Source organism: Peptococcaceae bacterium (assembly GCA_024655825.1).
GTDB lineage: Bacteria > Bacillota > Peptococcia > DRI-13 > PHAD01 > JANLFJ01.
The window spans coordinates 13,768-38,957 of sequence record JANLFJ010000008.1 but is presented as its reverse complement, the minus strand read 5'-3'; the positions used below and the strand labels follow the sequence as shown (position 1 = coordinate 38,957).

The window sequence follows — 25,190 nt, the reverse complement described above, 5'->3', positions numbered from 1 at the left end:
TTGTTCAAAATTCCCGCTGTTTATAGAAGCGAATCGACAGTAAAAGGGAAACCTGCAGCAGCGCCAGCACGGCCAGGACAAGCCCCAGCCCCACCAGCCAGTCGGGCAGGGCGACTAGCCTTACCACGGCCTGCTCCAGGTTTTCTCTGCTGTATTGCTTTTTTAAGTATTCGCTTAAAACCGCCGGTGAAAAAAAGACCAGCATAAACAGCACAAGGTTGAACATCCGCGACTTGATATAACCGAACCGGAAGGCGAAAGGATAATAAAGGGAAGCGAGCAGTCCCAAACTGGCGAAAGCGCCCGCCATGTCCGGCCACCCGATGTAACGTTGAGGCACAGGCAGCCCTATCCCTTTCATCACCGCTCCCATAAGCCCGATAATCAGCAGGGCAATCGCTGTAAAGACAAGAACGCCAGCGTATTTAGCCCTGACGATGGCGGCGCGTTTAACCGGCAGGCTGTTCAGGACGATGTCGCTCTTGTTTTTCTCGTCGTAGGCGCAGGCACCGAGGATGAACATATAACCGCTTGCCACGGCGCCCATTATATAGGCGGCCTCGGAAAAGACGGGATTCTGGAAAGCGATCAAGATAAACAGGCTGTAGCCGATGGTAAACAGCACCGCTTTTTTCTGCAGCAGGATGTCTTTTAAAATCAGGCTGGACACCTTTTTTCCCTCCTTACCATGTAGAGCATTATTTCTTCCAGTGTCGGGCGCTCAATGAGCACCGAGTCTTTACAAGCGCGCCGTATTTCTACGGCCTCCCTGGTCAGGCCGGAAAAGCCAAAATCGCCAAGGCGCAAGCCGATCAGCCGTTTTTTCATTTCCTCGTCCAGGTATTTTTTCTCCCCTTTTACCACGGCGTACTGCTCCTGCAGTTCAATCCTGGAACAATCCAGCACGATCTCGCCTTCGTCAATCAGGCAGACATAGTCCGCAATTTTGTCCAGGTCTGAAGTCAGGTGGCTGGAGAAAAGAATACCCTTGTTTTCATCGGTTATGAATTCCTGGAGGATGTCGAGAAACTCGCTGCGAAATACCGGATCCAGGCCGGAAGCCGGCTCATCCATGATCAGCAGTTCGGCCCGGTGCGACAAGGCCAGGGCAATGGCCATCTTCATCTTCATCCCCCGGGAAAAAGTTTTCAGCGCCTTGCGAGGCGGCAGTTCGAACTCCCGCAGATACCGGCTGAAGGCGTCGTCGTCCCACGACCGGTAAAAAGGCGCGATGATTCTCTTTATTTCCAGCGGGGTCAGCTCCTCGTAGTAATAATTTTCGTCGTAGACAAAGCCCAGTCTCTGCTTAATCTGCTGTTCATGGCGGATGTTGTCGAGGCCGAAAACCTTTATTTCCCCGCCCTCCCTGTTAATGAGGTTCATGATGAGTTTGATGGTGGTCGTCTTGCCCGCCCCGTTCGGGCCGATGAAACCCATAATATAGCCCTTTTTGAGAGCAAACCCGACGTTGTTCAGGGTAAAACCCGGGTATTTTTTCCGCAGTCCCTTTACTTCCAGGATGTTTTCCACTTTCATTCCTCCCCGTAAATGACATCAAGCAGTTGTTCAAGCTCCCGGCGGCTGACTTTGAGCGTCCTGGCCTCCTGGACTATCCCGGCCAGCTTCTCCTCCATCAGGCAAAGCCGCTTTTCCCTGAGGTATTCCTTATTTTGTCCCGCCACAAACGAGCCTTTTCCACCCACCGTTACGATCAACCCTTCTCTTTCCAGTTCTTCGTAAGCCCGCTTGGTCGTGATCACGCTGATCTGGAGCTGACGCGCCAGGTTCCTGATCGAGGGGAGGGGTTCGCCGTCTTCAAGTTCACCGGTAATGATCTGGTTTTTCACCTGTCTCACAATCTGTTCGTATATCGGCTCCGGCGAAGCGTTGGATATGATAATGTCCAGGGCTGCATCCCTCCCTTTCGTGTCCCTGTTATTATTGTATATACTGCATATATACAGTATATACACTTCCGGCATCCCTGTCAATAGTATTTGCCGCATAAAAAACCGCTAAATAATCGTGCGTTTTTATCGATTAAAACATTATAGGGAATAAACAAACTAATGGCCGGGGTGATTTTTGATGAAAATCGAAGGTTTTCAAATCAGCATGGCTGCATCTCATCAACTGCTGGCAAAGGAGGAAGAAAAAGAAAGCCTTGCCTTCTGGACCGGCGATCAAATCCGGGAGGCAAGCGATATTCTCGACCTGTCACCCGAAGGCAAAAAGAGCCTGCTGGTCGTTGACAAGACCAATAAACCGTCTCCCGTCTGCAGTGAGGACGAATATGAGGAAATAAGCATAAGCGATGAGGACAAGCTCAAAATAAGGCTGATCGAAATCTTTATCGAAACGCTCACCGGTAAAAAAGTCAAGATCAAGGTGCCGGCGATAAAATTAAAAAAACCGCCGGAGGCTGAAGCAAGCCCGGCCGCACAGCCGGGCAACGCCAGGCAGGGTTGGGGCCTGGCTTATGATTATTCTCGCCAGGTTTATGAAAAAGAGACAACGACTTTCTCCGCGGAGGGGGTTATCAGGACCAGCGACGGCCGGGAAATCAAGATCGGCCTGGAACTTAACATGAGCCGGGAATTCATTGAGAGAAACGAAATCCGGATCAGGGCCGGCGATGCCGCCAGGATCGACCCGCTGGCGGTGAATTTCGGCGGCGGCCTGGCCGGGTTGACGGAGGCCAAGTTTTCCTTTGACCTGGACGCGGACGGCCGGGAGGAACAAGTCTCCTTCCTGCAAAAGGGCAGCGGTTTTCTTGCCCTTGACCTGAACGGCGACGGGATAATCAACAACGGGAGGGAGCTGTTCGGCCCGAGAAGCGGGGACGGCTTCCGGGAACTGGCCGCCTACGACTACGATAAAAACAACTGGATCGACGAAAGCGATCCCGTTTTCCGCTGCCTGCGCATCTGGACGAAAGACAGCGAAGGCCGCGACTATTTGCTGGCCTTGGGAGAGGTTGGGATCGGAGCCGTCTACCTGGGCAGCACGGCGACCCCTTTTGCCTTGCGTGACTTGGGCAACCAGCCGCTGGGCGAAATACAAAAAACCGGCCTTTTCCTGAAAGAGGACGGAACAGCCGGCACTGTGCAGCATGTCGATCTGACGGTATGATTTTTATTGACCGTACCAAAACCTGCGGCTTTTCGCCCTGATTTCTTCCTTGGTCAGTTCGCGGGGCCACAGCTGGATCTCCCTGCCCTCGCGCATGGCCGCCGCCAGGTGGTAAAAAACGTGGGGGTTGTCTTTTTTCATGTTCCTGATCAATTCTTTGACCTCCGCGCGCCTGGTGGACCCGTCCAGCGGGCAGGGGCTGGCCACCGGCGCGATGCCCAGCCTTGCCGCCTCCCTCCCGATTTCGCTTTCCCGCAGGTAAACCAGGGGCCTGATCACCGTCACGCCCGTCCTGTCCAGAAAAGTCTTCGGCAAAAAAGTGTAAACCTGACCTGAGTAAAGCTGGCTCATCAGGAAAGTCTCCACGGCGTCATCCAGGTGGTGGGCGAAGGCCACCTTGTTGAAGCCGTTTTCCCGCGCGTAATTATGGATAATGGCCCGCCTCAGGTATGAGCAGCGCGCGCAGGGATTCTGGACGGGATTCTCCAGGATCTCCTTCCCCAGTTCAGCCCTGATTGTCCTGTGCGGCACCTGCAGCGTTTCACAGGCCGTCTCCAGGGGACCAAAGTCCGTCTCTTCCGCTTTTTTGAAGCCGAGGTCAACGGTGAGACCGCCCAGTTCCACCTGAAAAGGCAGGTGTCTGGCCAGTACTGACAGCGCGTAAAGCAGGAACGTGCTGTCCTTGCCCCCGGAAAGGCCCAGCAAAACCCTGTCGCCGCTTTCCAGCAGGTCGAATTCCACCACGGCCCGCTGGATTTTCCTGATGATGTTTCTGGGCAGAGACAAGCGCGCGCTTGTTGGGCGGTTTTCACTGCAGGTCATGCGTCGCCCTCGGGCGGAACGATGCATATCCAGCAGAATTTGTCGCTGCCCGTGTTGACAAACTGGTGTTTCACACCCGGAGGAACATAGGCAAAAGAGCCCTCCTCAACCTCATGGTCTGTTCCCGCCATGTTTACAATCCCCTTGCCCTTAGTGACGTAAGCGATGTGCGGCCAGGGGTGGCTGTGGTTCGGCGAGTAACCGCCCGCCTCCACCTCGAACAGGCGCATTACATAGTCTTTCCAGCCTTCTTTGGGGCCAATCAGCGACTTTTTCAAGGCGTTCTTCGCTCCGTTGGAGTTATACAGTTTTCCTTCTACATCCCTGGCATGTCCGGCAATCATAAACCAGCCTCCCTTAATCAATTGATATTCAATGCTGGCAGCCTAGTATTTTGAGGAAAGGGCTTCTTTTGTTTTCGCCGCCAGCCCCGGTATCTTGGAGAGAGCAATCGAACAAATGGCGAAACGGATGCCTTTTTTCAACGGGACTGCAAAGATATTGTCCTGGGCAAGCTTTTCTGTTGCCGCTTGCGGGTCCTGCGCCGGCACGGTGATAAAGAACCCCCCGTGATACGGCAGCGTCTTAAGGCCTACCTCTTTGGCCTCCTTAAGGAACAAGGCGGCGCGCTTTAAGAGCATTTCCGTGTAAACCCGTCTTTCTTCATCACACCTGGCCTTCAGTTCCGGGTTTTTGCCGACTTCGGCCAGCAGCCGCTGGGCTCCCCTCGTGCCGTTGGACCATACCCCCCTGTTGGAAAAAGAGTTTATCCTGAAAAACTCTTCGGCAACTTCCTCCGAGGAACTGACGCCGATAACAGCCCCGGAACGCATTCCGTACAGGAGGAAGGACTTGGACATGCTGTAGGCCATGGTTATGAGAATGTTCTCCGGCAGTCCCTCAAACAGGATCATAAAATCCCTTGTTGTTTCAGCGCTCCCGACAAAATCAATGTAGGCCAGGTCAACCAGGATTGTTATTTTTTTCTTCCTGTTTTCGGCACAGTTCTTGTAAAAGTCCAGCAGCTCCGTCCATTCCTCGTGTTTCATGCTGTAGCCGGTAGGATTGTGCCCCGGCGTGTTGAAGACCACCACCAGGCTGTCCTGGGACTGCAGGAGTTCCAGGGACTTGTTTTTTACAGCGGATATGTGGAAATTGTTGTTCTCGTCAAACATTGGATAATTTTCCATTACCCGCAGGTGTTCATGGATAATTGTCCGGTATGGACCCCAGAACCAGTCTGGAACCAGGATTTTTTGCCCCTGCTCGGAGTAATTGTAAAAAACGTTGCGGACCGCTCCGGTGCCGCCGGGCGTGGCCACTGCCCTGATGAAGGTGTTTTTTGGTTTTTTGCCCTGGAAAGCCTGCTCTACGGCCGCCTCCAGGAAACCGGGCAGCCCGGCGATTGGCGCATAATTCATCAACTCCTCCGCCGGCATCTTGCGCAAATAATCGTCTACGGCGGGAAGCGCGGCAAATTTTTCCTCATCGTCAAAGATCGAGCCAACCGAAGCGTTAATCACCTTTTCCTTGCCGTGCCTGGCCAGGGCTTCGTTGGCCAGCCGGAGGACGCCGAAAACGGCGTCTACTTCGCCTTTCCCCGCCGCATGGGACGCCGCCATGGAAAAACCGCTCATAAAACCTACCCCCTTGCATAAATTATTGGTTTTCCTCATCTCTATAATTTATGCAAATATCATGCCCGAAGGAGGAAGCCGGTTTTGCCGGGCGGGCACGCTTTTTATACGGCAGGTGTTGTATCAGTTTTGAGACGGCGCTGCGGGCGCCGGCGCCCGTCATGGCCATGTTTTATTTATATTGTCTCATTTCTGAGACATTCTCATCTTTGAGACTGATTTTAAGCCTTTTTATCTTCCTGTAAAAAGTAGCCCTGCTGATTTTGAGGTCGCGGCAGATTCTTTCAATACCCCTCCTGTCGTGCCGGTAATGCGCCATGATGTTTTGCCAGAATTTCTTTTCCGCTTTCTCCAAATAAGCCTCCAGCGTTATTCCCCGTTCCCTGGCCGAAGGCGGGGAAACCTCGTCTCTCTCCAGGGAGCAGTATATCCTGTTTTCAACGCATTCCCTGCTTATGATTGTGCCTGTTTCAAAGTTGACGGCATACTCGAGAACGTTTTGCAGTTCTCGCACGTTTCCCGGCCAGGGATATTCAAGAAATATTTTCATGGCCTCCCGGGATATGCCGGTTATGTTTTTATTCAGTTTTTTATTAAAATTCCCAAGTAAATGCTCGGCAATATAAAGAATATCTTCTTTCCTTTCCCTTAAAGGCGGTATATTAAGCGGGATGATGTTCAACCGGTAATAGAGATCCTCGCGGAACAAGCCCTTGCTGATGCGTTCAAGCAAATCGGTGTTGGTGGCGGCAATTATCCTCAGGTTTACTTTCCTGATGCTGTTGCTTCCCACCCGGCACACTTCCCTTTCCTGCAGGACGCGCAGGAGTTTAACCTGCAGGCCAAAGGGCATTTCGCTTATTTCATCAAGAAAGACTGTCCCGTTATCGGCCACCTCAAATTTTCCGTATTTCGTGGTATAAGCGCCGGTAAAAGCCCCTTTTTCGTAGCCGAACAGCTCGCTTTCCAGCAGTTCATCGGGTATGGCCCCACAGTTAATAGGTACAAAAGGATAGTCTCTCCTCGAGCTCTGGTTGTGAATGGCCCTGGCGAATAATTCTTTGCCCGTGCCGCTCTCGCCGCAAATCAAGACATCGGAATCGGAAGCGGCGGCTTTGGCGGCAATTTGCTTTACTTCAGCCAGTTTCGGCGAGATGCCTATAATGTCGGAAAACTGAACCTTGACCTGGTTTTTCTCCGCCGACTGAATAACTCTCTTTTGAATTTTTCTCAGGTTCTGCAAGGTAACAATTATTTCCGGCAAGTATTCGTCCCCGCTTAAAATGACGTTGGCCAGCAGGACAATACGTTCATTATTGTACTCCAGGATTATTTCATTAGGCCCAATTTCCGTTTCCGGCTTCAACATTTTTTTGCTGTTGAGGCACTGCCAGAGGTCTTTTAAGAAAATCCCGCCGTCAGCGGCGCCCGCCTCCCGGGCCAGGTCCTTCATGGCTTCGTTATGGTATAGAACTTCCCCGTTTTTTTTGAAAACCACAAGCCCTTCATCAAGGGTATTGACGATATTGGAAAGGCGCTGGTTCAGCAGTGTATTCTCTTTCGTGATTTGAATTTCGGCATACTTTGCTTCCAGAAACGATGCCATTTTTTGCAAAAACTCCAGGTATGTTTCCTTGTTCGCTACCACCTTTGTTCTTTGTTCTTCCGTGGAAGCGACGATAGCAATTACGCCGATGACCGCGCTTTTATACTTTATCGGCACGCAGATTTCGGCCTTTTCAGCGCAAGTCGCCAGTCGCGGGCAGGCAAAACAAATCTCATTGGCGCGGGGCTGCTCGATGACATAAGGTTTCCCGTTTTTAAAACAGTAATCAAAAATGGTGTTCTTTTCTATCTTTTCGTGCAGGCGGCTGCTGTAGAACTTCGTGCCGGCAATGCGCCGCATTTCTTGATCCATGATTGTTACATCAAGTTTGAGCACGGCCTCGATCGCCTCTGCTATTTTTTGCGACATTTCGTTATATTCTCTTAGTTCAGCCATGACCTGGTACCACCGTTTAAGGGGCTGCCCCCCGCTTTTATTAATAATGTTCGGTGTGTTTCCGTCACATCCTGCGGCCTTGCCGGGAAACCGGAAAAATTTTTTCCGGCCGGCGGGCTCTCGTTTTTTGATTGCCCATTTTAAGCCTTGCCAAAACTGCAGGCGGGATAGCGGCAATCCTCGCAGTCCAGGCAAAGGCCGCCGTGTCCCAGGCGGGCGATGTCGCGCTTGCTGAGCTTCTCTCCGGCCAGGAGGCGGGGGAAGACCAGGTCAAAGACGGTCTGGCTGGCGTACATGACGCATCCCGGCAGACCCAGGACCGGTATCCCGTTCCAGTAAGACAGGAGAAACATGGCTCCGGGCAAAACCGGCGAGCCGTAAGTGACCAGTTCCGCTCCCAGTTCCCTGATGCTCAAGGGCGTGACGTCGTCGGGGTCAACCGACATCCCGCCTGTTACCAGGATTATTTCGGCCCCTCTGTTTCTCATCCCCATGATTGCCTGTTTAATCAAGGCCGGCTCGTCCGGAACGATTTCCTGGCCGGTTATTTCGCAGCCGTAATGGAGCATTTTTTTCTGCAAGGCCGGCCCGAAGCCGTCTTTGATCCTCCCCTTGTATACCTCGTTCCCCGTGGTCACGATCCCGACCCTGGCGGGCTTCAGGGGCTTGAGGAAAATGATTGGCCCGCTTTTGGCAATTCTCTCGACTTCCCTGACCCTTCCTTCTTCGATCACCAGCGGGACCACGCGGGTTGCGGCAACTTTTTCGCCCTCCTTTGCCGGCCTGTTGTTGTGCAGGGTGGACAGGACAACCTGGTCGATTGTGTTGATGAGTTCCAGCCTCTCCACGTCAACCTTTATTAATCCCGCACAGCCGGCCAAAAAGGTTATTTTCCCTTCCTTTGGTTCCGTAAAGCGCAGCCCTTCCCCGGCAACCGCCCTGGCGATGGCCGCGGCCGCCTCGTCCTCATGGAGCCACCCTGGCCTGGCCTCCCAGGCATAGACATGCTCCTTGCCCAGGTCCAAAAAAGCGCCGATGTCTTCAGCCCGGATGACATGCCCTTTTCTGAAAGCCGGGCCCTTGAATTCCCCCGGCACTATCCTGGTAACGTCATGGGCCAGGACCATCCCCACCGCTTCTTCAATCCTGACCTTGCGCATTCCGTTCACTTTGCGTCCTCCCTGCTGAAATGTAATATCGCTTCCAACACCCCGCCGCCCACCGCCCTGGCCTTGTCGGAGATGGAAAAACAGTGTTCCCGTACCTGGCGCGGGTCGACATCTCCTATTTTCATGCCTTTTTTAACCTCAACCCCCTTGTTGATGAGGCCCCGCAGGATTCCCTCAAGCGGTGACTTGACTTCCACCCCGTTCACGCTGCCCAGCGTTTCACCGCGTTTCACCCGCTCGCCGATTTCCCTCGCCGGGAAAAACAGGCCATCGGCGGGAGAACGCACAACCCTTTCTTTATCCACGCCTTCAATCTTACCGGGTATCCCCGTGTCAGGAATGGCGCTCCCCTCGTAATAGACTTTCCCCAGGTAATGGCCCCTCTGCGTTTCAACAACGGCGTGCACGTCCCGGCGCGCCGTAAATCCCGGCCCCACCCCGACAACGATTGGGGCCATATCAAGAGACGTCCCCATATTCTTTTTGGCTAAAATCGCGTCCACCACCACCGCCGGCCGCAGTGCTTCCAGGAACCTGGCCTCCGGGTCGACCAGCACCGGGACCAGCCCCTTTCCCGCCATCTCGAGAGCCTCCTCCGGTGAAGCGGCCAGCCTGGCCTTCAGCCCTTCAACCTCTGTCTCCCCGCAGAATACGCACTGCGCAACGGCCACAGTCCGCCTGATGACGGTCGGTTGCGCCGTCTCCAACGCAGCGACCTTAAAACCGGACCGGTAAAGGCGGTGGATTATCCCCGTGGCGATGTCCCCGCCGCCCCTCACCACCACGAGCCCGCTGCTTTTCATTAAAGTCATCCCCTTGCCTTCCTGTTTTCATTCAATCGCCGCCAGGGCTGCCATCCTTCTTGCTGAGGCTTCCCGCTTTTTCCGGATTGCCGCCTCTTACCACCGCCACCAGTTCCGCCAGGATGCTGACAGCCACTTCGGCCGGCGTTTCCGCCCCGATGTCAAGACCAATCGGGGCGTGCACGCGGTTAAGCAGTTCCTCCGACACACCTTTTTCCTCCAACTTTTTCCTGATTAACCCGATCTTGCGCCTGCTCCCGATCATGCCCAGGTAGCGGGCCGGCCGCCGGATCACCTCTTCCAGGACTTCCGCATCCGCATTGCGGGTCACAATGACCACCAGGCTGCTGCCGGAGATTGCCGTTTTCCGGACGGCCTCCACGTACGTTTTCCCCCAAACTCCTTTCGCCCCGGGCGGGAGCAAGGCCGGTTCAAGCAGCTCCGCCCTGTCGTCCGCTATTTCGATCCGCCACTGCAGTTCCGAGGCCATCCTGGCCAGGGCCATCCCCACGTGCCCGGCCCCGGCAATCACCAGGTGGGGAGGCGGGGAAACGACCTCGATAAAAACGCCTACCCGGCCGCCGCACTGCATGTTCAGATTGCCGCTTGCGGTTTGATCAAGGTTGTATTCCCTGAACTTGTTCTCTTGCTTGTCCAGGCTGTCCAGGGCCTCGTTGACCACCATCGCCTCCAGGTCCCCCCCTCCTACCGTGCCAAATATGGAACCGTCTTTTTTTATCAGCATTTTCGCCCCCGCTCCCCGGGGAGCCGAGCCTTCCCGGGTGACGACCTGGGCCAGGGCGAACGTTTCGCCTCCTGAAAGCAGTTCCAGGATTTTCTCGTAAATAATCATGTTTTCAACCACTCCCTCAGGACTTTTTCATAGTCTTCCCACCGGTCGATATCCAAAAAAGGGCGGGAATCATTCCAAGGCAAAGAAATCACCGCCCGGGGATTCTCTTTAATCAGCTGGCGGCCGCCCCGGTCCCCTTCCAGCCGGGACAAGGCCTCCCGCCAGCGCGAAGCGAACAGGACGGGACTGCGGGCCTCCCCGCCGTGAAAGGGAACAACGATCCCTTCTTCTTTCCCGGACCTGCCGAACTCCCTGATCATCGCCTCCACCAGGTCGACACCCACCAGGGGCTGGTCTCCCAGGAGAAAAAGGACGCCGTCCAGGCCGGCGGGCAGGCGGGAGAGGCCGAGGCGCAGCGAGCTGCTCTGGCCCGCCCCGGGGTCGGGATTATGGACAAAAGGGAAACCGTATTTTTTGCACACTTCTTCCAGCGGCCCGCGCGGCTCGCCAGTAACGACAACCCGCCCGCTCCAGTCAAAACAGGCGGCGGTTTTCAGGACATGGCCGAGCAGCGTGTCGTCTCCCAGTTCCAGGAGAAGCTTGGGTCCACCCATGCGCGCGGCTTTCCCGGCAGCCAGCACTACAACGCCCAGGCCGTTACTCATAAGAGTATACCTCCACGGGCTTCATCAGTTTCCCGTAACCTTCCGTAACGACGCACGCCGCTATATGTGCCGGGCTGCTGTTCAATTGTTCGGCTATTATTTCGGCCTGGCTGCCGTTTTCGCCGTCCCTGCCTGCCAGCACAAGCACTTTTTTCTGGCCGGCCCCTTTAAAAATCCCCTGTGGGTGTGCCGCCAGTGTCGCCAGGTCAGCGGCTTCTATCCTCTCTCCAGGCTTTTTCCCCAGCAGTTCCGCCGCAATCTCCAGCCTGTGGACAAAGCGTGAAGAGAATTCTTCCCCGACGGCTTTAAGGCTTAAAACGCCGGCCACCAGGTTTGATGCGGACGGGATCACCGGCTCGTGAGGCGCCGGGACCTTCAGCAGCTTTTTCCTGGCCCCGTCCCCTTCCACCAGCACATTAGCCGCAAAGCCCGTGCGAATAAGCTCATCGATCCACTCCGGGGGCAGCCCATCCACCTTTGTTTCCCGCCAGGCCCTAAACCAGGCGGCGCAGCCGTGTTTTGACATGAACTTGCGGACCTGCCGGCTGCCCCGTTCATAGTCCCGGCAAAAAACCGGGTAAAAGTCGAGCACCTGCCAGCAAAACATTTTGGTGGTCGCCGTAAGGAGAAAAGGTCTCCCCTCTTTTTGCCACTCGGTTCCCAGGGTCATTAACAGAGAAGTTTTCCCGCCGGCCCCCACGCACGTCAGGAAGCTGTTTTCTTCCAGCCCAAGGGCTTCAGTCAGGTTCACGGCATACCCTCCATTTCCTCAGAAAAAAAGCGAAACTCTTCAGGCCGGCCGGTTCGCACGATTTTACCACGCTCCATAACAGCCATCCTGTCTGCCATTTCCACCGCCTCGCAGTAATCATGGGTAACGTAGACGGTAGTTATACCCAGCCTTTTTTGCCACATCCTGAATTCAGCCCTCAGGCGCTTGGAAGTGCGGTAATCCAAACTGTTGGTTGGCTCATCAAGCAGCAAAACATCCGGGGCAATGGCCAAAGCCCTGGCCAGGGCAACCCGCTGCCTCTCACCCCCGCTTAAGCTGCCGGGAAAACGGGAACGCAGGCCAGCAAGATTAAACATGCCCATTAATTCTTCAACTTTTTCCGCGATCTCCACGCTGCCCGTCCCCCGCACCTTCAAACCGAAGGCTATATTGGAATACACATCCATGTGCGGAAAGAGGTTGTTATCCTGAAAAAGGTACCCGATATTTCTCCGGCCGGGCGCAGTTCCATCCACCGGCAGGCCGTCAAACAGGACCGTTCCCCGGTAGTCTTCCAGCCCGGCGATAACATTTAACAGGGTGGTTTTTCCGGAACCCGTCGGTCCCATCAGCACCAGCAATTCCCCGTCCGGTATTTTTAAATTAACCCTGTCAAGGCAGTATGAATTGGTTATTTCCTTGAGCTCGATAAAAGTCACGGCCTTACCTCCAGTAACAGGTAAACCTCTTTTCAAAATACCGGATCATTTTTTCAAAAGAAAAACACATCAGGGATAAAACCGCCAGGCAGACCATGATGGTATCCACGCGGATCAGGCTTTCCGCTTTCATCATTAAAACGCCAATCCCCGTGGGAACGGCTACCATCTCTGCCGCGATGATTACGCGCCAGGCCATGCCCGCTTCGAGTTTGAGACCGGTAAAAATGCTGGGAAGGGCCAAAGGCAGCACCACGCTGCGGAGTATTTGCAGTTCAGAGGCTCCCAGCGTCCTCGCCGCCCTGATATGCCTGGCATCCACGTTCCTGATGCCCGATGCCGTATTGTAGAGCACCGGGAAAAAACAGCATATAAAGACGATCAGGACGGGCAGGGCTTCATTGAGACCAACCCAGAGCATGAGCAGGGGAAGCCATCCCAGGGCCGGTATGGGATAAAAAATGCTGACCAGGGGCCCCAGGGAACCGGCGGCCAGCCTGTTCCATCCTATGAGCACGCCCGCCAGCAAACCTGCCGCGCTCCCCAGCACAAATCCGGCCGTCACCCTGAACAGGCTGGCTGTAATATGCGTCCACAGGGACCCCTGGGTTACAAGGAGCGTGTAAAACTGCCGGGCAACCGCGGAAAAAGGCGGAAACAAAGGGCTGCCCTTCCAGGACGCCAGCGCCTCCCAGGCTAAGATCAGCAGGCCTGCCGGCACGATGTAAACAACTCTGGATAACGGAAGACTTTTTTTGTTGACAGTCATTAACCTGCCCAACCTTCCTCGAGCATGATCTTCTCCGCCGGAAACGCTTCTTTTATGTATCCTAATTTATGCATGAAATCGATGACTTCCTGTACTTTTTCTTTTTCCAGCCGGGTGGTGTATGTCAGGCGGTCCATTGAACGGCGCATGGTCTCCGCGGTGGTATAGAAATCGCCGCCAGCGCCCGCCGTTTTACTCAATCCCGCCGGCCCTTGAAGGTCATTGAGCTTTTGGGCCACAATTTCCGCCGCACCGGCGGGGTTCTCGTTGATGTAAGCGGTGGCTCGGGTTACGGCCGCGTATAGTTCCTTTACCGCGGCCCGGTTTTCAGTCACCAGCCTGTCCGTTGCCAGCAGGACGCTGCCTGGCATTTCGGGCCAAACGTCCTGGCTTTTCAGCAGCATTTTGAATCCGAGTTCTTCGGCCAGGGTCGCGAAGTGTTCCGGAACCACGGCCGCGTCAATTTCCCCCGCTTTCAGGGCCAGCAGCTGCCTGGGCGGGTCCATCCGCAAAACGTTGCGCATGACTTTTTCTTTTACCAGGGCGTGCTTTTCGATGATTTTGTGCAGGAGGATGTCGGTGGTCCCTCCCTCACTGACGCAGCCGATTTTTATCCCGCTTTCTTCCAGGTCCCTGACCTCTTTAATCCTGGACGCGTTGCAGACCAGGCCGTAGCCGTACTGGTGGGTCCCGCATACTATTTTAACCGGCACGCCGCCGTTGGTATAAGCGGTAACAGCCGGTATCAAGCAGATGAAGGCGGCATCCACATCACCCCGGGCCAAAGCCCCTGAGAGGGCCACGCCTGTGGCATACACGCTGAACAAGCCCCTGCCCCGCTCCGGCCGGGGAAGCCAGCCTTTTTCCTGGGCAATGAAAGCGCATGCCGCGTGGGTATTATACTCCACCGCCAGCCCTGGCGCCTGCGTCTTTTTGTCCTTGCCGCACCCGGAAACAAGGAAAAAAAGAGACAGCATAACCAGCAGGCCGGCAAGGAGGCTTTTATTTATCGCCTTGCCCGCATCCACTTTTATTTTGCGCATGGGCAGAACCTCCTCAAGCCAAGTATTTTCGCTGCGCCCGCAATAGTCGTGCCGTAGAAGATGACCGGCTTATCAACCTGTAAAAAGGCGCTTATCGTGCCGTTGGCTATTGTGCTCCCCGTTACAAGAAGCAGGTCGCACCACTCAACCAGTTCTTTTGTTTTCAGTTCGGCATCCTCGACAATTATCCCGCATTTTTTCTGCCCGATGTTGTCTTTGTCCAGGTCGACCAGCCTTACGGGGAAGGCCTTGCTGCAGTGTTCCAGGAGAGCCGGCTGAAAGCCGGCCAGGGCAACCCTCGGGTTCCCGTACTCGCGGCGAAGAAGATCCACCAGTTGCCCGGCGCACCTGGCCGGTTCTTCGTCCTTACAGTGCACGGTGCCTTCAATCATCCCCAGGTGCCTCATCACCGCATTCAAAGCCGCGGTGAAGACCGCCCGCTGAAAGTTTGTGTCCAGGGGCATGTTCAAAAAATCCGGCAGCGCCCCGGCAAACGGGCCGGGGCTGTCGGTAAAGGCCTGCCCTGTTGCTCCCCTGAATTCGGCCTGCAGCATTTTTTCCTTTCCTTTAATCAAGGGATAATCCTGGCGACCGGGTTTGCCAATCGCCTCCTCGGCTGAAAGCTCTTTTCCCCTGATGAGGACTTCTTCATCCCCAAGGTGGTGAGAATATATGATTTCTTGCAGGTAAGTTTTCAGCCTCTGGTATAAGCCTGTGCTCTCCATCGCTTTCCCTTCTCCTCCTGTCAGTCGTTATTCTCGCGCGTACATAACGATGGCCAAACAAAAAATCTTGCCGCGGGCAAACCTCTCAGCATAAAAATATAACAGTTGAAAACGACTGTCAACCTGCAAAGTGTTTTTCAAATGCTCTCTTCAAGCACTCTTCAGCCTCGCTCATAAACAGGGCGTACCTTTGCACAAATCTCCTGCCTTCTTCGGTCAGCCGGGACCCTCCCCCGCAGCTGCCGCCCGCCTCGCGCTCGACAAATCTGAACCCCAGCCTCTCCTCAACCATGTTGACGATTCTCCAGGCCTTGCTGTAAGACAGGTGGAGCTCTTCCGCCGCTTTGCGCAAAGACCCGTGCTGGTCGATCTTCATAAATATTTCATACGGCCCGGCGCCAAAAGCCTTCCCGTTTTGGTCAAGCCATATTTTATAACACAATTTCATCCAGGCACCTCCTCAACAAGTCCGCCGCCAACCTGGGGGGTAGCAATTTTTCAGGTGTTCGCCGGTTTGCTTGGCCCAACCCAGGGGAAATTCCTCCAGGCAGACAAGCGTCCAGCCCTTTGGTCCCCCTGTCAGGAGCGTTTCTCTTCTCAGGTAGCGCTCAACGCTGCGGTCATTTATTTCGAAGGAAACGCTTCTGGCCGCATGTTCACGGCGAAGCCCCATGGCCATCGCCTGGGAGGGCTCAAACCTCCCGTTCTTTACTATGCCCATAAACCAGCCCGGGCGAGGAATTTTTAAGCTTTCCGGCAGGATAAGCCCCGGAGGACGCCGGTAAACATAGTGCCCTTGTTGAATGAATTCGCCCTCAATGGGGCGGACCAGGTTTTTCTCCATAAAAGCGCGAAAAGGTTCTACCGGGCGGCTCCCATCAGCCCCTGCACGCGGCGGCATCTGCCGCCCGCAGTCTTCTTCTCTTTTCTCCAGCAGGGCCATAAAATGCCCTTCGCCCCTGGCGCGGTGCGGCCACAACCTCCTGGTCTTTCTTAATTCTTCCCGGAATTCTTCCCGGCAATCCCAACCGGCGTCGGCAAGCCATTCCGGTCTTCCCGGATCCCAGTCGTGCGCCTGGTGGATGTCGAGTAAAGAAAAGTGCGGGTGTGCCTGTAAAAAATGTTCCACTACGCCCTCGTTTTCCTCAGGCGAAAACGTGCATGTGGAATAGAGCATGCGCCCGCCCTTTTTCAGCATTAAAGCCGCCGCGGCCAGCAGTTCCTTCTGGACCGCAACACAGGTCCAAAAGCCGTAAGAAGACCAGCTCCCGGCGGCACGCCCGTCTTTTCTGAACATGCCCTCTCCGGAGCAGGGCGCATCAACCAGGATTTTATCGAAAAACTCGGGGAAATAAGCGGCCAGCCTCGCCGGTTCCTCGTTTGTCACCGCCGTGTTGGAAGCACCCCAGTGTTCAAGATTCCAGACGAGGGCCTTAACCCTTTTCGGGTTGTTGTCGTTGGACAAAAGCAGTCCCTCGCCGCGCAGGAGGGAAACAAGCTGTGTTGACTTTCCGCCCGGAGCCGCGCAGAGGTCCAGGACCTTATCTCCCGGCTTCACGCCCAGGCAGGCAGCCGGGGCCATGGCGCTGGGCTCCTGAAGGTAATAGAGCCCGGCCTGGTAATAAGGATGCCTGGCGGGCCTTTCGCCGTCCAGGACGTAAAAGCCGTCTTTGGTCCAGGGAACGGGTTCAAGAGCAAACGGCGCCCGGGACAAAAAGTCCTTCACGCCAATCTTGAGCGTGTTGACCCGCAGCCCCTGGTGGGAAGGACCTTCCCAGGCAGCCAGCAGTTCTTTCCACTCGGCTTTTAAAAAGCCTTCCATCCTGGCGGCAAATTCTTCCGGCAGCCTCACTTTTATTATACACCTCGCTCCATATGCAGAATTTTTGGGCATTCCATCAAAACAAAGGACTGATCGCTTCACATCGGCAGATGGGTTTTCCCTGTTTAACAAACTTTTGCTCGTACTCGGTCATTACACTGCCACCGGCAAGGGACCCGTGAAGGTCAAAGGTGATTTTTTGCAGCGAAAAGCCGGCACCCGCCAGGGTCTCCAGGGAATACTCGAAAAAATCCCGGTTGTCGGTCTTCAAATGTATTTCCCCGCCTTTTTTTAAAAGCTTCATATAAACATCCAAAAAACGGGGACTGGTCAGTCGCCTCTTGGCATGGCGCTTTTTAGGCCAGGGATCGCTAAAATTAAGGTATATTCTTTCAATTTCGCCGGGGTTAAAGTAAAAAGGAAGGCTCTCCGCATCGGCCAGCAGCAGGCGCACGTTGCCGGTTCCGCCCGCTTCTATTTTCACGGCGGCCTGGTAAATTATTTCCGGAACTCTTTCCACTCCCACGTAGTTTATAGCGGGACAGGCACGGGCAAGCGCGGCCAGAAAGGCGCCTTTTCCGGTTCCAAGCTCCACGTGCAGGGGGCGCTCATTCCCGAACACCTCGGCCCACGTGCCTCTCAATTCATGCAGCCCGCTCATGATCAAATGACGTTTTCTTTCAATTTGCTGTTCAATCCCTCGTTTCCTGCGCAGCCGCATGCTGCTGTCACCTCGAAAGAAAAAGGAGTTTTCCATTTCACATGGTATATTTTTTTCGGAGCGCGCGCAAGGTTTCACACATTGATCCGGTCAATGAAGAGGTGAATTTTTTCAAACAGCAGGCCGACAACGAACCAGACCGGCAGGTAGTCCAGGCGAATCAAGCCGTTGACGTGGTAAGGCGTCGAGCGGCTGTAGTCCCACGGGCAGCTGCCCAGCAGGGAATAAAGCAGCCAGCCGGTCAGGTATTCAAAACAAATGATTACGCCCGCCCAAAAAATACCCCTGATGTACCAGGGATACATCCTTATTCTATCGTGCAGCGGCTCTAGAAACACGGCCGCTCCGTATATGGGAAACATCCAGAGATAAGTGAAACCAGGCAGCAGCAGATTTCCCAGCATTAAGGCGCCCAACCCTGTCCACATGACCTCCATGGCCCAGCCCAATATGCCGTAAATTAAAAATCGAGTCACCATACACTTAGTTTAACTTTTTTCCCGGGAAATATTAAATACAAACGTTTATTTATTTTCTCAAGAAGAAATAAAAAATTTGCAAAATATTTTATCTCCATGTATACTGAAAATGAAATATTGTGATTCCCGCTTCTTGCATGAAGGCAAACCATCCCAAACTCCTCTTTTTCCCGGGGTTAGATTTGGCCGTCTATCAAGGAGGTAGAGGAATCCAAATCTGCTCAGGAGGAAGAGAAAGCATGGAAGACAAGGTTATTATCTGTAAGGACTGTGGAAAGGAGTTTGTTTTTACGGTCCAGGAACAGGAGTTTTATGCCGAAAAAGGGTTTCAAAACGAGCCCGCGCGCTGCCTGCCCTGCCGCAGGGCGCGCAAGAGCCAGATGAATAGCCGCGGTGAGCGCCAGCTGTACACGGTAAACTGTTCCAACTGCGGCGTGGAAACCCAGGTGCCTTTCAAGCCCAGCGGCATAAAACCTGTTTACTGTCGTGACTGCTTAAATAATCTCAAGTAGCGGCAAAGACGAATATGAAAGCCCCCAGCGGGGCTTTCATTCTTGCGGAGTTCTATTCCTGCTGCGCAGCGGGGGAGCCGCCGGGGGAAGCCCATTTCACCAGCAGCTGCCTGAGCAAGCTGTGAAAGGCCGGTGATTTCAACATGTCCAGAATGCTGTCGATCTGCTCTTCCGACATCTGTTGAACCACGGCCTGATCCCCGCCGGCTGACAGTATTGCCCGCTCTTTAACCTTAAGATTGTTGATGATGTTCAAAACGGCGTCTATTTTGTGGGTCCCTTCGTCTAACAGCGAACAAAGGGTGGAACATCTTTCTTTCAACCCGGCCACCTGATCGCTCATGGCCGCGATGTTCTCCAGCAAGCGGCCCTCTTGTCCGCCTTTTTCTGAACCAGTAGCGCTGTTCATACCTCCACCTCCTCGCATAATTGCACCTTATTGTATGTAGCCGCACTTCTATATGTTACCGGGCTGCGCGGCAAAAAAAGAAAGCACAGCATGACACTGTGCTCTTTTTTTTACCCGTTTTAATAGCCCGGTCCGAAAGGCTTGCAGAAACAGCTGAAAATAACGCAGAAGATAATGATTAAAAAGATCAGCCAAATAAGCCCTCCTCCGAAACCAAACCCGTACCCATACGCGTATTGAGCAGCCTCAACATTTTCCTGAACCATCAGAATACCTCCTTTTATTATGCTTAATCTTATTATTATTCCCGCTGCTTTCTTGCGGCGGAACTTGAAACCCCTACCCCTGGGAAAAACAGCAGAGCAAACAGGATCATAAAGGCTATGCCAAAAGCCCTGCCGTAAGATATTTTCAATATGTCCTTCCCAACGTTTTCTTTATTATCCTCCATGGTTTTGCCGCCTTCTTTAACAACTACCAGCCGCGCTGGCGGGCCAAAGAGGTTTGCCGTCTTGATGCTCCTGTATCCCGGGTAAGTCGCATGGTTTGTCATTTTCCTTACCTCCCCCGTACCATTCTATGAACTGCGGCCGTTAGATGTTCCTCAACCACTATTTTTTCACGATGAAATTTAACGCCAGCTGCCGCATGATGCCTTGAAAAGCGGGAGTTTGCAAGATTTCAAGTATTTCATCCAATGTGTCTTTTGTCTCTTTTTTTAATGAAAGGGCGGCCTCCGGGGGAGCGGTTTTTCTTTCCTCATTGCTCCTTATGATGTCAAGCAGCTGGGCAAAACTATCCAGTTTGAACATTATCTCATTAAAAGCGTGTCTGAATAAACTGGCCTGTGCTTTTAAACCTACCAGACCGGTTTCGGCGGTTTCTAAGAAGGCAATGAGTTTTTCACTTGCGCTGACGACGCTGTCTTTTTTTCCCTCCTGGCCGCCTTCTTTAATCTCTTTTGCTTCGTTTTCGCTGTAAACGGCGCCTTCCGGTGAAGGAAGCGCCTTATCCAGTTCTTCTTTTACTTCCTGCTTTGCTGCCGCTCCTTTTTTTGTGTCTTCGCAGCAGTTTTCCCTTTCAACCCGGTCTTCCCGCTTTACGTAAACGGGGTAGATAACCGGATACAGGCCGCGCCCTCTATGGCTTCCCGGGCAAGGAAACGGCGAAGGCCGCCTCCACCCAAAACTATGACCGCTGACCTGGCGCCTTTCCCCGTCAAAACTGAACCGCAAGCTCGCCACGCCGTTCACCTCTTTCTATCCGCTACTCACCTGTTTATCATATGACGAAAACACGTAAAGAGTGCAGGTTCTCACTTAATCCCCATTCCCAGATTGCCGAACAGGGCAGCAAGATCGATCTTGTTAAACTCCATAGCCTTCTCCAAAAGTTTCTGGGCTACGCCCTGCTGGTCAGGGCTTAAAGGTTTCCCTTCTTGAAAACAGGTAAGGATATTATAGGCTGTTTCCTTTTCCTCGCCGTCAAGTCCCAGTTTTTCCACGAAGCTCATTTTTTCTTTCTCGTCCATTTTCTTTATTGATTCCACGATCTGGGGAAGCATTGACAGCGCTTTCATAAACTGCTCCAGGCCCATGCCCGCCTCACATCCTTTTTATTATTCCTCATAATACTATGCGGCCTTTTTCCGTCCTGTGCCTGGGCACCCGGAATACTCAAAAAAAAGAACTCCCTTTTGCCGCCGTTTCCGGTCTAAAAGGGAGCTAACAGTTTTTCCAGGGTGCGCCTGAAGCGCTCGTCGTCTTCCCCGCTGCGGGCGGGAGGCCCTTTGGTCCGTCCTCCCGCCCGCCTTGTTTTGGCCTTCAAATATCGGCGTCAGCCGCTGACGACTTTTGTCCCGCCGCCGCCTTCCTTTTCCAGGAAAATTATGTTTTCCGTGACCGCGTCAAATGTATCGTCGTGGCTGATCAGGAACAGCTGGCGAAAATCCCCGGCCAGCCCGGGAATAACCCGCGCCAGGTTGTTCCTCCTTTTTTCGTCCAGGTTTGCGGTTGGCTCGTCGAAAAACCCGACGCCCAAACCCGCCACCTGTTTCAGAAGGGCAAGGCGCACGGCCAGCGCAGCCGTCATCTTTTCCCCGCCGGACAGTTGGGCAAAGACACGTTCCCGCTCTTTACCGCCCGGCGCGTCTTTCAGCTTGACCTCGTAATCTTCTTCCCACACCAGGTGAACGTTCTCCCCCGCTATCTGCTGGTAAATCAGGTTCGCTTCCCTCCCCAGGTGTTCGCGGTAGACCCTGGCCATTTTTTCCCCGCTCTGGTTGAGAACGAGCCTCACCAGGTTCAAAAGAGCCTGGGCCTTCCTCTCGGCGGCCATTTTTCTTTCCAGTTCAAGGATGTGCTGCTGGTAGCCCTCTTTTTCCCGCACTTGCCGCTCGTTTTTTTCCGCTTCCAGCAGGGCATGCTCCAGTTCGGTCACTTTCTTTGCCTTCTCGGTCACAAGCCGGTCACGCTCAAGTTTCAAAGATGACAGAAGGTCGGCTTTGTACCTTGCGCGGAGGTCCTGTATGCTGTTTTCCAGCCTCTTTTCTTCCTCCTGGCGCCTGGCCGTCTCTTCTTCCAGCTTGTTCTTTTCGTTTTTCAGATTTTCCAGCCTGGCGGCCCCTTCAATGTTTTGCATGTACTGGATGAAAAACGGTTCAAGTTCTCTCTTGCGTTCCTTGTTCTTCTCCCACTCCCCGTCCAGGCCGTCATACTGTTGAAGCCTGGCCTGCAGGTCCGCCCCAGCGCGCTCCTTAGCCGCAAGTTCCTCTTCCTTTTCCTGGACGGTCCTGTCCTCGTTTATTCTCTTGATTCCCTCGTTCACTTTTCTGAACCTGTCCCGGAGAGCGGCCAGCCTGGCTTCGCAGGCCGCCAGGACGCTGCCGGTCTCCTGCAAGGTCTCCCTGAAACCTGATTCCGCCCGTTCCCACAATTTGTCGGCCAGCGCTTTGATCTGCGCTGCCGCCTGCGCCAGCGGTTCTAAAAAGCGCCTCCCCTCAAGGGGGTCGAACCCGCGGCAGAACTCCACAAAGAGGCGTTCATACCGCTCCACAAGCTGTGCCAGGTATTCGCGGCCGGCTGTTTCCTCTTCGCCCGTACTTATTCCCGCTGCCTTCAGGATTTTCACCGCGTTCCCGACGGCTTCCCGGAAAGCGCGGGACCGCGCCGGCCCGATTTCGGCGGACAGCGTTTCTTTTTCTTTTTCCAGACTGCTCCTGTTTTGCGCTTCCATCCTCTCCAGTTCCTGCAGCCGCTCCTCCTGGTGCCGCAGGACAAAAAGATCCCCCGCCGCTTTCCTGGCGGCGGCAAGCCGGTTCTCAAGCTCCGCCTCTTCCTGCAGCAGTCCCGGTATTTCCGCGGTGATCTTTTCGATCTCCCGGCTGAAGTAATCTTCAAGGCTTCCTTCAACGTTGAGGCAGGGTTTTTTCAAAAACGGGCACAGCCCGCCGCTGCTGGCGCTGCGGTTCTCTTCCAGGGCCGCAGCCCTGGCCTTCGTTTCATTCAGCCTTTCTCGCACGCCGGCCAGCCCTTCCTCCAGCCCGGGAACGCTTCGCGCGAGCCGTTCGGTCTCTTCCATTCGTCCCAATGCCGCCGCCAGCTTTTCCTTCTCCTGCTTAAGCTGCTCGTAATTCTCCCGGTGCAGGGGCAGGGCGGCCTTTACCTGTTCAAAGCGTTCAGCGGCCTGGCCGGCGAACTGCCACGAGGCCTTCAGTTCCTCAAATTTCTTGTGCCATCCGGCAACCTCGCTCTGCCTGGTCTCAATCGCTTGTTTAGCGGTTTTTTCTTTTTCCCCCTCCGCCATTATCTCCTTGAGCTCAGCTTCCCCCTGGATGACCTGGCGCCTGCGGCTTTCCTTTTCGCTCTCTATCCCCGCTTTAAGGACCGCCGCTTGTTTTTGCAGTTCCTGGATTTCATTTTTCAGCGATTCCCTGGACTTTCGTTTTTCTTCCAGGTCTTTTTCGCGCTCCTGCAGGCGGAGGTATTCACGGTAGCCAGGTTCGGCCGCGGCCGCTTTTTCCCGGCTGCGGGCGGCTTCTGCCAGCTGGCTTTCCAGCCGCTCTTTTTGCGCGCAAAGGTTGTCAAGCCGGATTTTAACAGCCTGCAGCTCGCTCTCGCGCTTTTCCAGTTCCGTCCTCAAGCGTTCCTGGACCGCTGTTTCCTCTTCCAGGCGGGCCAGGTTCTCCGCCAGCTCCTGCAGGCTTTTATCCAGCAGATCCGCTTTTTCCCGGCTGGCTTTTAACTGTTCCCGGCAGGCGGCCAAGTCTTCCACCCTGACCAGCAGGCTTTTTATCTCCGCTTCCCCGGCAAAAATCCTGTCCTTGAGAGCGGTGACAAGTCCGCTCGTTTTTTCAAAAGCCTCCCGGTAACTCTCCAGCTGCAGGACGGTATTGAATATTTTTTTCCGCCGCTCCGGCCTTTCCAAAAAAGGGGCTGTAAAACTGCCCTGGGAAACAGCAACCACATCTTCAAACAGCAGGGAAGGCTCAAGACCCCCGGCGATGCCCAGGCTGGCGGCCAGCCAGGCTTTGACGTCCTGGCTGCCGTGCAGTTCGGGAAGCTCGCGGCCCGACTCCTCGTCGATCACGCTCCAGGAACCGCCGGAAGGCCTTCTCAGGCGCCGCACCACCCGGTACAACCTTTCATCCGCAGCCTCGAAGACCACAGTTATTACGCCGCTTTTTGCCCCCTCCCGGATAAATTTCTGCTGGGAAGAAAGCGGGCTGCTGTCAAACAGCGCGCAGCCAATCGCTTCGATGACCGTCGTTTTCCCGGCCCCGTTTATCCCGGAAATGAAGTTGACACCGTCATAAAAAGCGATGGATTCATTCACGTAGCTTTTAATATTCTCCAGCGTCAGGCTCACCAGCCTCATTAATTCTCACCCGCCTCGCCGCCGTTTTCCCCTCGCTCCTGTCCGGTTGCGTCATCTCCCAGCAGCGCGCTGCTGGACTCCAGGAGAAATTTGATTATTTCCTCGCTGTCCTCTCCGGCCAGGGCCATTTCCTTGACCCGTCGGACGGCTTCCACGGCGCCCGCCAGGTCTCCCTCCTCCCAGTTCCTTTCCTGGGCAAGAACCTGGCGGAAAACAAGCCTCTCGACATCCTCCCGCTTCACCGTACTCCCCTCCGCCAGTTTCTCCTCAACGGGCAGGTTAATCCTGTTCAGTATTTCCACATGAAGGCAGGAGTACGTTTCTTTCAGCCTTGCCGCCAGGAACTCAAGATCAAGGCCCAGCGGGCTGTAAGGCACCTGGCCGTAAAGCGTCACCTGGACCTGCGCTCCTTCCGCGGGGGCCTGGGGAGAGATCTCCCGCCAAAGCAGTTCACAAACATCCCGCGCTTCACGGGAGGCGGAAATGTCGACGGAATAACGGCAAACGGGCCGGCAGCGGCTGGGAACATAAACCGCCTCCACCCCTTTGTCACCGGCGCTCACATGGTAAAAGCCCTTTTCTTTGCCGGGACCGAATTCGTCAAGGTGAACGCATTCCAGGGACCCGGGATTGTAGATCCACCCGTCCAACTCGTAGCGGCTGTGGATGTGACCCAGGGCCAGGTAGTCGACCTTGGGGCGAAAAGGTTCCAGCAGTTCCCTTTTTATGCCGCCAAGCTCATGGACAAGCAGCCTGTTGACGGCGGCATGCAGCATGAAGACCGTGAAACGGTCCCCTTTACCGGGGAACTGCCCCAGTATTTCTTCCAGCCGGCTGGCCGTGGTAACGCCCAGGTAGCCCACCCCACAGACCCTGGCGCCTGGAAGGTCATAAACAGACCCGCTTTTTGTCTCCTCGTTCCACGGAGATAAAACAAGTTCACCCCCCTGAAAAGAGGGGGTCAGCAGGTTAAGATAACCCTGGTTGTTCAAGAAACCCAGCCAGGAGTTTTTGTCCACGTAATAGGCTTTGTCATGGTTGCCTTCAATGGCGAACACCGGGATGCCGGCTTCCTTCAGGGGTGAAAGCAGGTTAACGGACTGTTCCAGGGTCTCCGCGTTAATCGAGCGCTTATGAAAAAAATCCCCGCTCACCAGGACGAAATCGACCTTGCTGTCCAGGGCGTAATCGACCACCTGCCGGAAAGCGCCGGCGAAATCCTGCAGGCGCCGGGGTTCGTTATACTGCAGGTTTCCCAGGTGGACGTCGGCACAGTGAAGAAATGAGACGCGGCTCAAAATGACACCTCGTTTCTTTGTTTACCCGATTTAACCTGCCCTTATTATACCAGATTTAGCCTGAAGGATAGTTTTCTCTTCTA

The 25,190-nt window shown here is 54.5% G+C and carries 30 protein-coding genes; 2 read left to right on the top strand and 28 right to left on the bottom strand.

All coding sequences use genetic code 11. The features are described from left to right. Positions 1-4: 4 nt before the first annotated feature. From NUV48_04705 to NUV48_04695, 3 genes are read right to left on the bottom strand one after another with little or no spacing between them, the layout of a single operon-like run. Complete coding sequence (locus tag NUV48_04705) at positions 5-670, bottom strand: ABC-2 transporter permease (protein MCR4441440.1); 666 nt, start codon at positions 668-670, stop codon at positions 5-7. Further along, positions 658-1,530 carry an ABC transporter ATP-binding protein gene (locus NUV48_04700; GenBank protein ID MCR4441439.1) on the bottom strand — a complete coding sequence of 291 codons (873 nt, stop codon included), beginning with the start codon at positions 1,528-1,530 and terminating at the stop codon, positions 658-660. The genes NUV48_04705 and NUV48_04700 overlap by 13 nt, the downstream gene beginning before the upstream one ends. A gap of 2 nt (positions 1,531-1,532) precedes the next feature. Next, the gene (locus NUV48_04695; GenBank protein MCR4441438.1) at positions 1,533-1,907 is read right to left on the bottom strand and encodes a GntR family transcriptional regulator; all 375 of its coding nucleotides are present in this window, start codon (positions 1,905-1,907) and stop codon (positions 1,533-1,535) included. A gap of 181 nt (positions 1,908-2,088) precedes the next feature. On the opposite strand from NUV48_04695, the gene NUV48_04690 reads away from it, so the two are divergent. After that, positions 2,089-3,132 carry a hypothetical protein gene (locus tag NUV48_04690; GenBank protein ID MCR4441437.1) on the top strand — a complete coding sequence of 348 codons (1,044 nt, stop codon included), beginning with the start codon at positions 2,089-2,091 and terminating at the stop codon, positions 3,130-3,132. A 3-nt stretch (positions 3,133-3,135) separates the two neighbouring features. Here the strand turns inward: NUV48_04690 and NUV48_04685 are convergent, their stop codons facing one another. The 17 genes from NUV48_04685 to NUV48_04605 all read right to left on the bottom strand — a co-directional run bounded on the left by NUV48_04685 (position 3,136) and on the right by NUV48_04605 (position 18,013). Continuing rightward, entirely contained in the window at positions 3,136-3,954 is an 819-nt protein-coding gene (locus NUV48_04685; protein ID MCR4441436.1) for a tRNA 2-thiocytidine biosynthesis TtcA family protein, read from the bottom strand. Then, the gene (locus NUV48_04680; protein MCR4441435.1) at positions 3,951-4,298 is read right to left on the bottom strand and encodes a cupin domain-containing protein; all 348 of its coding nucleotides are present in this window, start codon (positions 4,296-4,298) and stop codon (positions 3,951-3,953) included. The genes NUV48_04685 and NUV48_04680 overlap by 4 nt, the downstream gene beginning before the upstream one ends. A 42-nt stretch (positions 4,299-4,340) precedes the next feature. After that, positions 4,341-5,591: an aminotransferase class I/II-fold pyridoxal phosphate-dependent enzyme gene (locus NUV48_04675; protein ID MCR4441434.1), complete on the bottom strand. Its 1,251-nt coding sequence runs from the start codon at positions 5,589-5,591 to the stop codon at positions 4,341-4,343. A 172-nt stretch (positions 5,592-5,763) separates the two neighbouring features. After that, on the bottom strand, positions 5,764-7,593 hold the full coding sequence (locus NUV48_04670; protein ID MCR4441433.1) for a sigma 54-interacting transcriptional regulator: 1,830 nt from the start codon (positions 7,591-7,593) through the stop codon (positions 5,764-5,766). Between the two features lie 140 nt (positions 7,594-7,733). Then, positions 7,734-8,753, bottom strand: a complete 1,020-nt coding sequence (locus NUV48_04665) for a molybdopterin-binding protein (GenBank protein ID MCR4441432.1) — start codon at positions 8,751-8,753, stop codon at positions 7,734-7,736. Between the two features lie 5 nt (positions 8,754-8,758). Beyond that, positions 8,759-9,565, bottom strand: coding sequence for a selenium-dependent molybdenum cofactor biosynthesis protein YqeB (gene yqeB / locus NUV48_04660; protein MCR4441431.1), 807 nt, complete (start codon positions 9,563-9,565; stop codon positions 8,759-8,761). A 31-nt stretch (positions 9,566-9,596) separates the two neighbouring features. After that, positions 9,597-10,418 carry an XdhC family protein gene (locus NUV48_04655; GenBank protein ID MCR4441430.1) on the bottom strand — a complete coding sequence of 274 codons (822 nt, stop codon included), beginning with the start codon at positions 10,416-10,418 and terminating at the stop codon, positions 9,597-9,599. Beyond that, positions 10,415-11,023: a nucleotidyltransferase family protein gene (locus tag NUV48_04650; protein MCR4441429.1), complete on the bottom strand. Its 609-nt coding sequence runs from the start codon at positions 11,021-11,023 to the stop codon at positions 10,415-10,417. The genes NUV48_04655 and NUV48_04650 overlap by 4 nt, the downstream gene beginning before the upstream one ends. Next, on the bottom strand, positions 11,016-11,774 hold the full coding sequence (gene yqeC, locus NUV48_04645; protein MCR4441428.1) for a selenium cofactor biosynthesis protein YqeC: 759 nt from the start codon (positions 11,772-11,774) through the stop codon (positions 11,016-11,018). Before yqeC ends, NUV48_04650 begins: the two co-directional genes overlap by 8 nt. After that, the gene (locus NUV48_04640) at positions 11,771-12,454 is read right to left on the bottom strand and encodes an ABC transporter ATP-binding protein (protein MCR4441427.1); all 684 of its coding nucleotides are present in this window, start codon (positions 12,452-12,454) and stop codon (positions 11,771-11,773) included. The genes yqeC and NUV48_04640 overlap by 4 nt, the downstream gene beginning before the upstream one ends. Positions 12,455-12,458: 4 nt before the next feature. Continuing rightward, positions 12,459-13,223: an ABC transporter permease gene (locus tag NUV48_04635; GenBank protein ID MCR4441426.1), complete on the bottom strand. Its 765-nt coding sequence runs from the start codon at positions 13,221-13,223 to the stop codon at positions 12,459-12,461. Next, the gene (locus NUV48_04630) at positions 13,223-14,266 is read right to left on the bottom strand and encodes an ABC transporter substrate-binding protein (protein ID MCR4441425.1); all 1,044 of its coding nucleotides are present in this window, start codon (positions 14,264-14,266) and stop codon (positions 13,223-13,225) included. The genes NUV48_04635 and NUV48_04630 overlap by 1 nt, the downstream gene beginning before the upstream one ends. Continuing rightward, a complete protein-coding gene (locus NUV48_04625; protein ID MCR4441424.1) occupies positions 14,254-14,991 on the bottom strand; it encodes a DUF364 domain-containing protein in 738 nt (245 codons plus the stop codon). The genes NUV48_04630 and NUV48_04625 overlap by 13 nt, the downstream gene beginning before the upstream one ends. Positions 14,992-15,109: 118 nt before the next feature. Next, complete coding sequence (locus NUV48_04620) at positions 15,110-15,439, bottom strand: LysR family transcriptional regulator (protein MCR4441423.1); 330 nt, start codon at positions 15,437-15,439, stop codon at positions 15,110-15,112. A 12-nt stretch (positions 15,440-15,451) separates the two neighbouring features. Continuing rightward, positions 15,452-16,843 carry an RsmB/NOP family class I SAM-dependent RNA methyltransferase gene (locus tag NUV48_04615; GenBank protein ID MCR4441422.1) on the bottom strand — a complete coding sequence of 464 codons (1,392 nt, stop codon included), beginning with the start codon at positions 16,841-16,843 and terminating at the stop codon, positions 15,452-15,454. Positions 16,844-16,889: 46 nt separating this feature from the next. Further along, positions 16,890-17,534 carry a tRNA (guanosine(46)-N7)-methyltransferase TrmB gene (gene trmB / locus NUV48_04610; GenBank protein MCR4441421.1) on the bottom strand — a complete coding sequence of 215 codons (645 nt, stop codon included), beginning with the start codon at positions 17,532-17,534 and terminating at the stop codon, positions 16,890-16,892. A gap of 74 nt (positions 17,535-17,608) precedes the next feature. After that, positions 17,609-18,013 carry a putative ABC transporter permease gene (locus NUV48_04605; protein MCR4441420.1) on the bottom strand — a complete coding sequence of 135 codons (405 nt, stop codon included), beginning with the start codon at positions 18,011-18,013 and terminating at the stop codon, positions 17,609-17,611. A 239-nt stretch (positions 18,014-18,252) separates the two neighbouring features. On the opposite strand from NUV48_04605, the gene NUV48_04600 reads away from it, so the two are divergent. Further along, on the top strand, positions 18,253-18,525 hold the full coding sequence (locus NUV48_04600; protein ID MCR4441419.1) for a zinc-ribbon domain containing protein: 273 nt from the start codon (positions 18,253-18,255) through the stop codon (positions 18,523-18,525). 52 nt (positions 18,526-18,577) lie between these two features. Here the strand turns inward: NUV48_04600 and NUV48_04595 are convergent, their stop codons facing one another. The 8 genes from NUV48_04595 to NUV48_04560 all read right to left on the bottom strand — a co-directional run bounded on the left by NUV48_04595 (position 18,578) and on the right by NUV48_04560 (position 25,107). After that, complete coding sequence (locus NUV48_04595; protein ID MCR4441418.1) at positions 18,578-18,934, bottom strand: hypothetical protein; 357 nt, start codon at positions 18,932-18,934, stop codon at positions 18,578-18,580. 119 nt (positions 18,935-19,053) lie between these two features. Continuing rightward, positions 19,054-19,200, bottom strand: coding sequence for a hypothetical protein (locus NUV48_04590; GenBank protein MCR4441417.1), 147 nt, complete (start codon positions 19,198-19,200; stop codon positions 19,054-19,056). A 35-nt stretch (positions 19,201-19,235) separates the two neighbouring features. Beyond that, positions 19,236-19,487 (bottom strand): hypothetical protein, encoded by a 252-nt coding sequence (locus NUV48_04585; GenBank protein ID MCR4441416.1) that lies wholly within the window; start codon positions 19,485-19,487, stop codon positions 19,236-19,238. A 58-nt stretch (positions 19,488-19,545) separates the two neighbouring features. Then, on the bottom strand, positions 19,546-20,178 hold the full coding sequence (locus tag NUV48_04580) for a hypothetical protein (protein ID MCR4441415.1): 633 nt from the start codon (positions 20,176-20,178) through the stop codon (positions 19,546-19,548). Between the two features lie 71 nt (positions 20,179-20,249). Then, positions 20,250-20,531, bottom strand: coding sequence for a hypothetical protein (locus NUV48_04575; GenBank protein ID MCR4441414.1), 282 nt, complete (start codon positions 20,529-20,531; stop codon positions 20,250-20,252). A 116-nt stretch (positions 20,532-20,647) separates the two neighbouring features. After that, positions 20,648-20,761, bottom strand: coding sequence for a DUF188 domain-containing protein (locus NUV48_04570; GenBank protein MCR4441413.1), 114 nt, complete (start codon positions 20,759-20,761; stop codon positions 20,648-20,650). A gap of 9 nt (positions 20,762-20,770) precedes the next feature. Next, positions 20,771-23,809, bottom strand: a complete 3,039-nt coding sequence (locus tag NUV48_04565) for an SMC family ATPase (GenBank protein MCR4441412.1) — start codon at positions 23,807-23,809, stop codon at positions 20,771-20,773. After that, positions 23,809-25,107 (bottom strand): exonuclease SbcCD subunit D, encoded by a 1,299-nt coding sequence (locus NUV48_04560; GenBank protein MCR4441411.1) that lies wholly within the window; start codon positions 25,105-25,107, stop codon positions 23,809-23,811. The genes NUV48_04565 and NUV48_04560 overlap by 1 nt, the downstream gene beginning before the upstream one ends. Positions 25,108-25,190: the final 83 nt, after the last annotated feature.

What these genes read in the sequence shown, in the direction of transcription:
- NUV48_04630 (MCR4441425.1), bottom strand. Translation starts at nt 14,266, where the DNA reads ATGCGCAAAATAAAAGTGGATGCGGGCAAGGCGATAAATAAAAGCCTC.
- NUV48_04670 (MCR4441433.1), bottom strand. Translation starts at nt 7,593, where the DNA reads ATGGCTGAACTAAGAGAATATAACGAAATGTCGCAAAAAATAGCAGAG.
- NUV48_04650 (MCR4441429.1), bottom strand. Translation starts at nt 11,023, where the DNA reads ATGAGTAACGGCCTGGGCGTTGTAGTGCTGGCTGCCGGGAAAGCCGCG.
- NUV48_04575 (MCR4441414.1), bottom strand. Translation starts at nt 20,531, where the DNA reads ATGGGCCTGGAGCAGTTTATGAAAGCGCTGTCAATGCTTCCCCAGATC.
- NUV48_04595 (MCR4441418.1), bottom strand. Translation starts at nt 18,934, where the DNA reads ATGAACAGCGCTACTGGTTCAGAAAAAGGCGGACAAGAGGGCCGCTTG.
- NUV48_04690 (MCR4441437.1), top strand. Translation starts at nt 2,089, where the DNA reads ATGAAAATCGAAGGTTTTCAAATCAGCATGGCTGCATCTCATCAACTG.
- NUV48_04675 (MCR4441434.1), bottom strand. Translation starts at nt 5,591, where the DNA reads ATGAGCGGTTTTTCCATGGCGGCGTCCCATGCGGCGGGGAAAGGCGAA.
- NUV48_04585 (MCR4441416.1), bottom strand. Translation starts at nt 19,487, where the DNA reads ATGACAAACCATGCGACTTACCCGGGATACAGGAGCATCAAGACGGCA.
- NUV48_04600 (MCR4441419.1), top strand. Translation starts at nt 18,253, where the DNA reads ATGGAAGACAAGGTTATTATCTGTAAGGACTGTGGAAAGGAGTTTGTT.
- NUV48_04680 (MCR4441435.1), bottom strand. Translation starts at nt 4,298, where the DNA reads ATGATTGCCGGACATGCCAGGGATGTAGAAGGAAAACTGTATAACTCC.
- NUV48_04565 (MCR4441412.1), bottom strand. Translation starts at nt 23,809, where the DNA reads ATGAGGCTGGTGAGCCTGACGCTGGAGAATATTAAAAGCTACGTGAAT.
- NUV48_04665 (MCR4441432.1), bottom strand. Translation starts at nt 8,753, where the DNA reads ATGCGCAAGGTCAGGATTGAAGAAGCGGTGGGGATGGTCCTGGCCCAT.
- NUV48_04625 (MCR4441424.1), bottom strand. Translation starts at nt 14,991, where the DNA reads ATGGAGAGCACAGGCTTATACCAGAGGCTGAAAACTTACCTGCAAGAA.
- NUV48_04620 (MCR4441423.1), bottom strand. Translation starts at nt 15,439, where the DNA reads ATGAAATTGTGTTATAAAATATGGCTTGACCAAAACGGGAAGGCTTTT.
- NUV48_04685 (MCR4441436.1), bottom strand. Translation starts at nt 3,954, where the DNA reads ATGACCTGCAGTGAAAACCGCCCAACAAGCGCGCGCTTGTCTCTGCCC.
- trmB (MCR4441421.1), bottom strand. Translation starts at nt 17,534, where the DNA reads ATGCGGCTGCGCAGGAAACGAGGGATTGAACAGCAAATTGAAAGAAAA.
- NUV48_04655 (MCR4441430.1), bottom strand. Translation starts at nt 10,418, where the DNA reads ATGATTATTTACGAGAAAATCCTGGAACTGCTTTCAGGAGGCGAAACG.
- NUV48_04635 (MCR4441426.1), bottom strand. Translation starts at nt 13,223, where the DNA reads ATGACTGTCAACAAAAAAAGTCTTCCGTTATCCAGAGTTGTTTACATC.
- NUV48_04605 (MCR4441420.1), bottom strand. Translation starts at nt 18,013, where the DNA reads ATGGTGACTCGATTTTTAATTTACGGCATATTGGGCTGGGCCATGGAG.
- yqeB (MCR4441431.1), bottom strand. Translation starts at nt 9,565, where the DNA reads ATGAAAAGCAGCGGGCTCGTGGTGGTGAGGGGCGGCGGGGACATCGCC.
- NUV48_04590 (MCR4441417.1), bottom strand. Translation starts at nt 19,200, where the DNA reads ATGGTTCAGGAAAATGTTGAGGCTGCTCAATACGCGTATGGGTACGGG.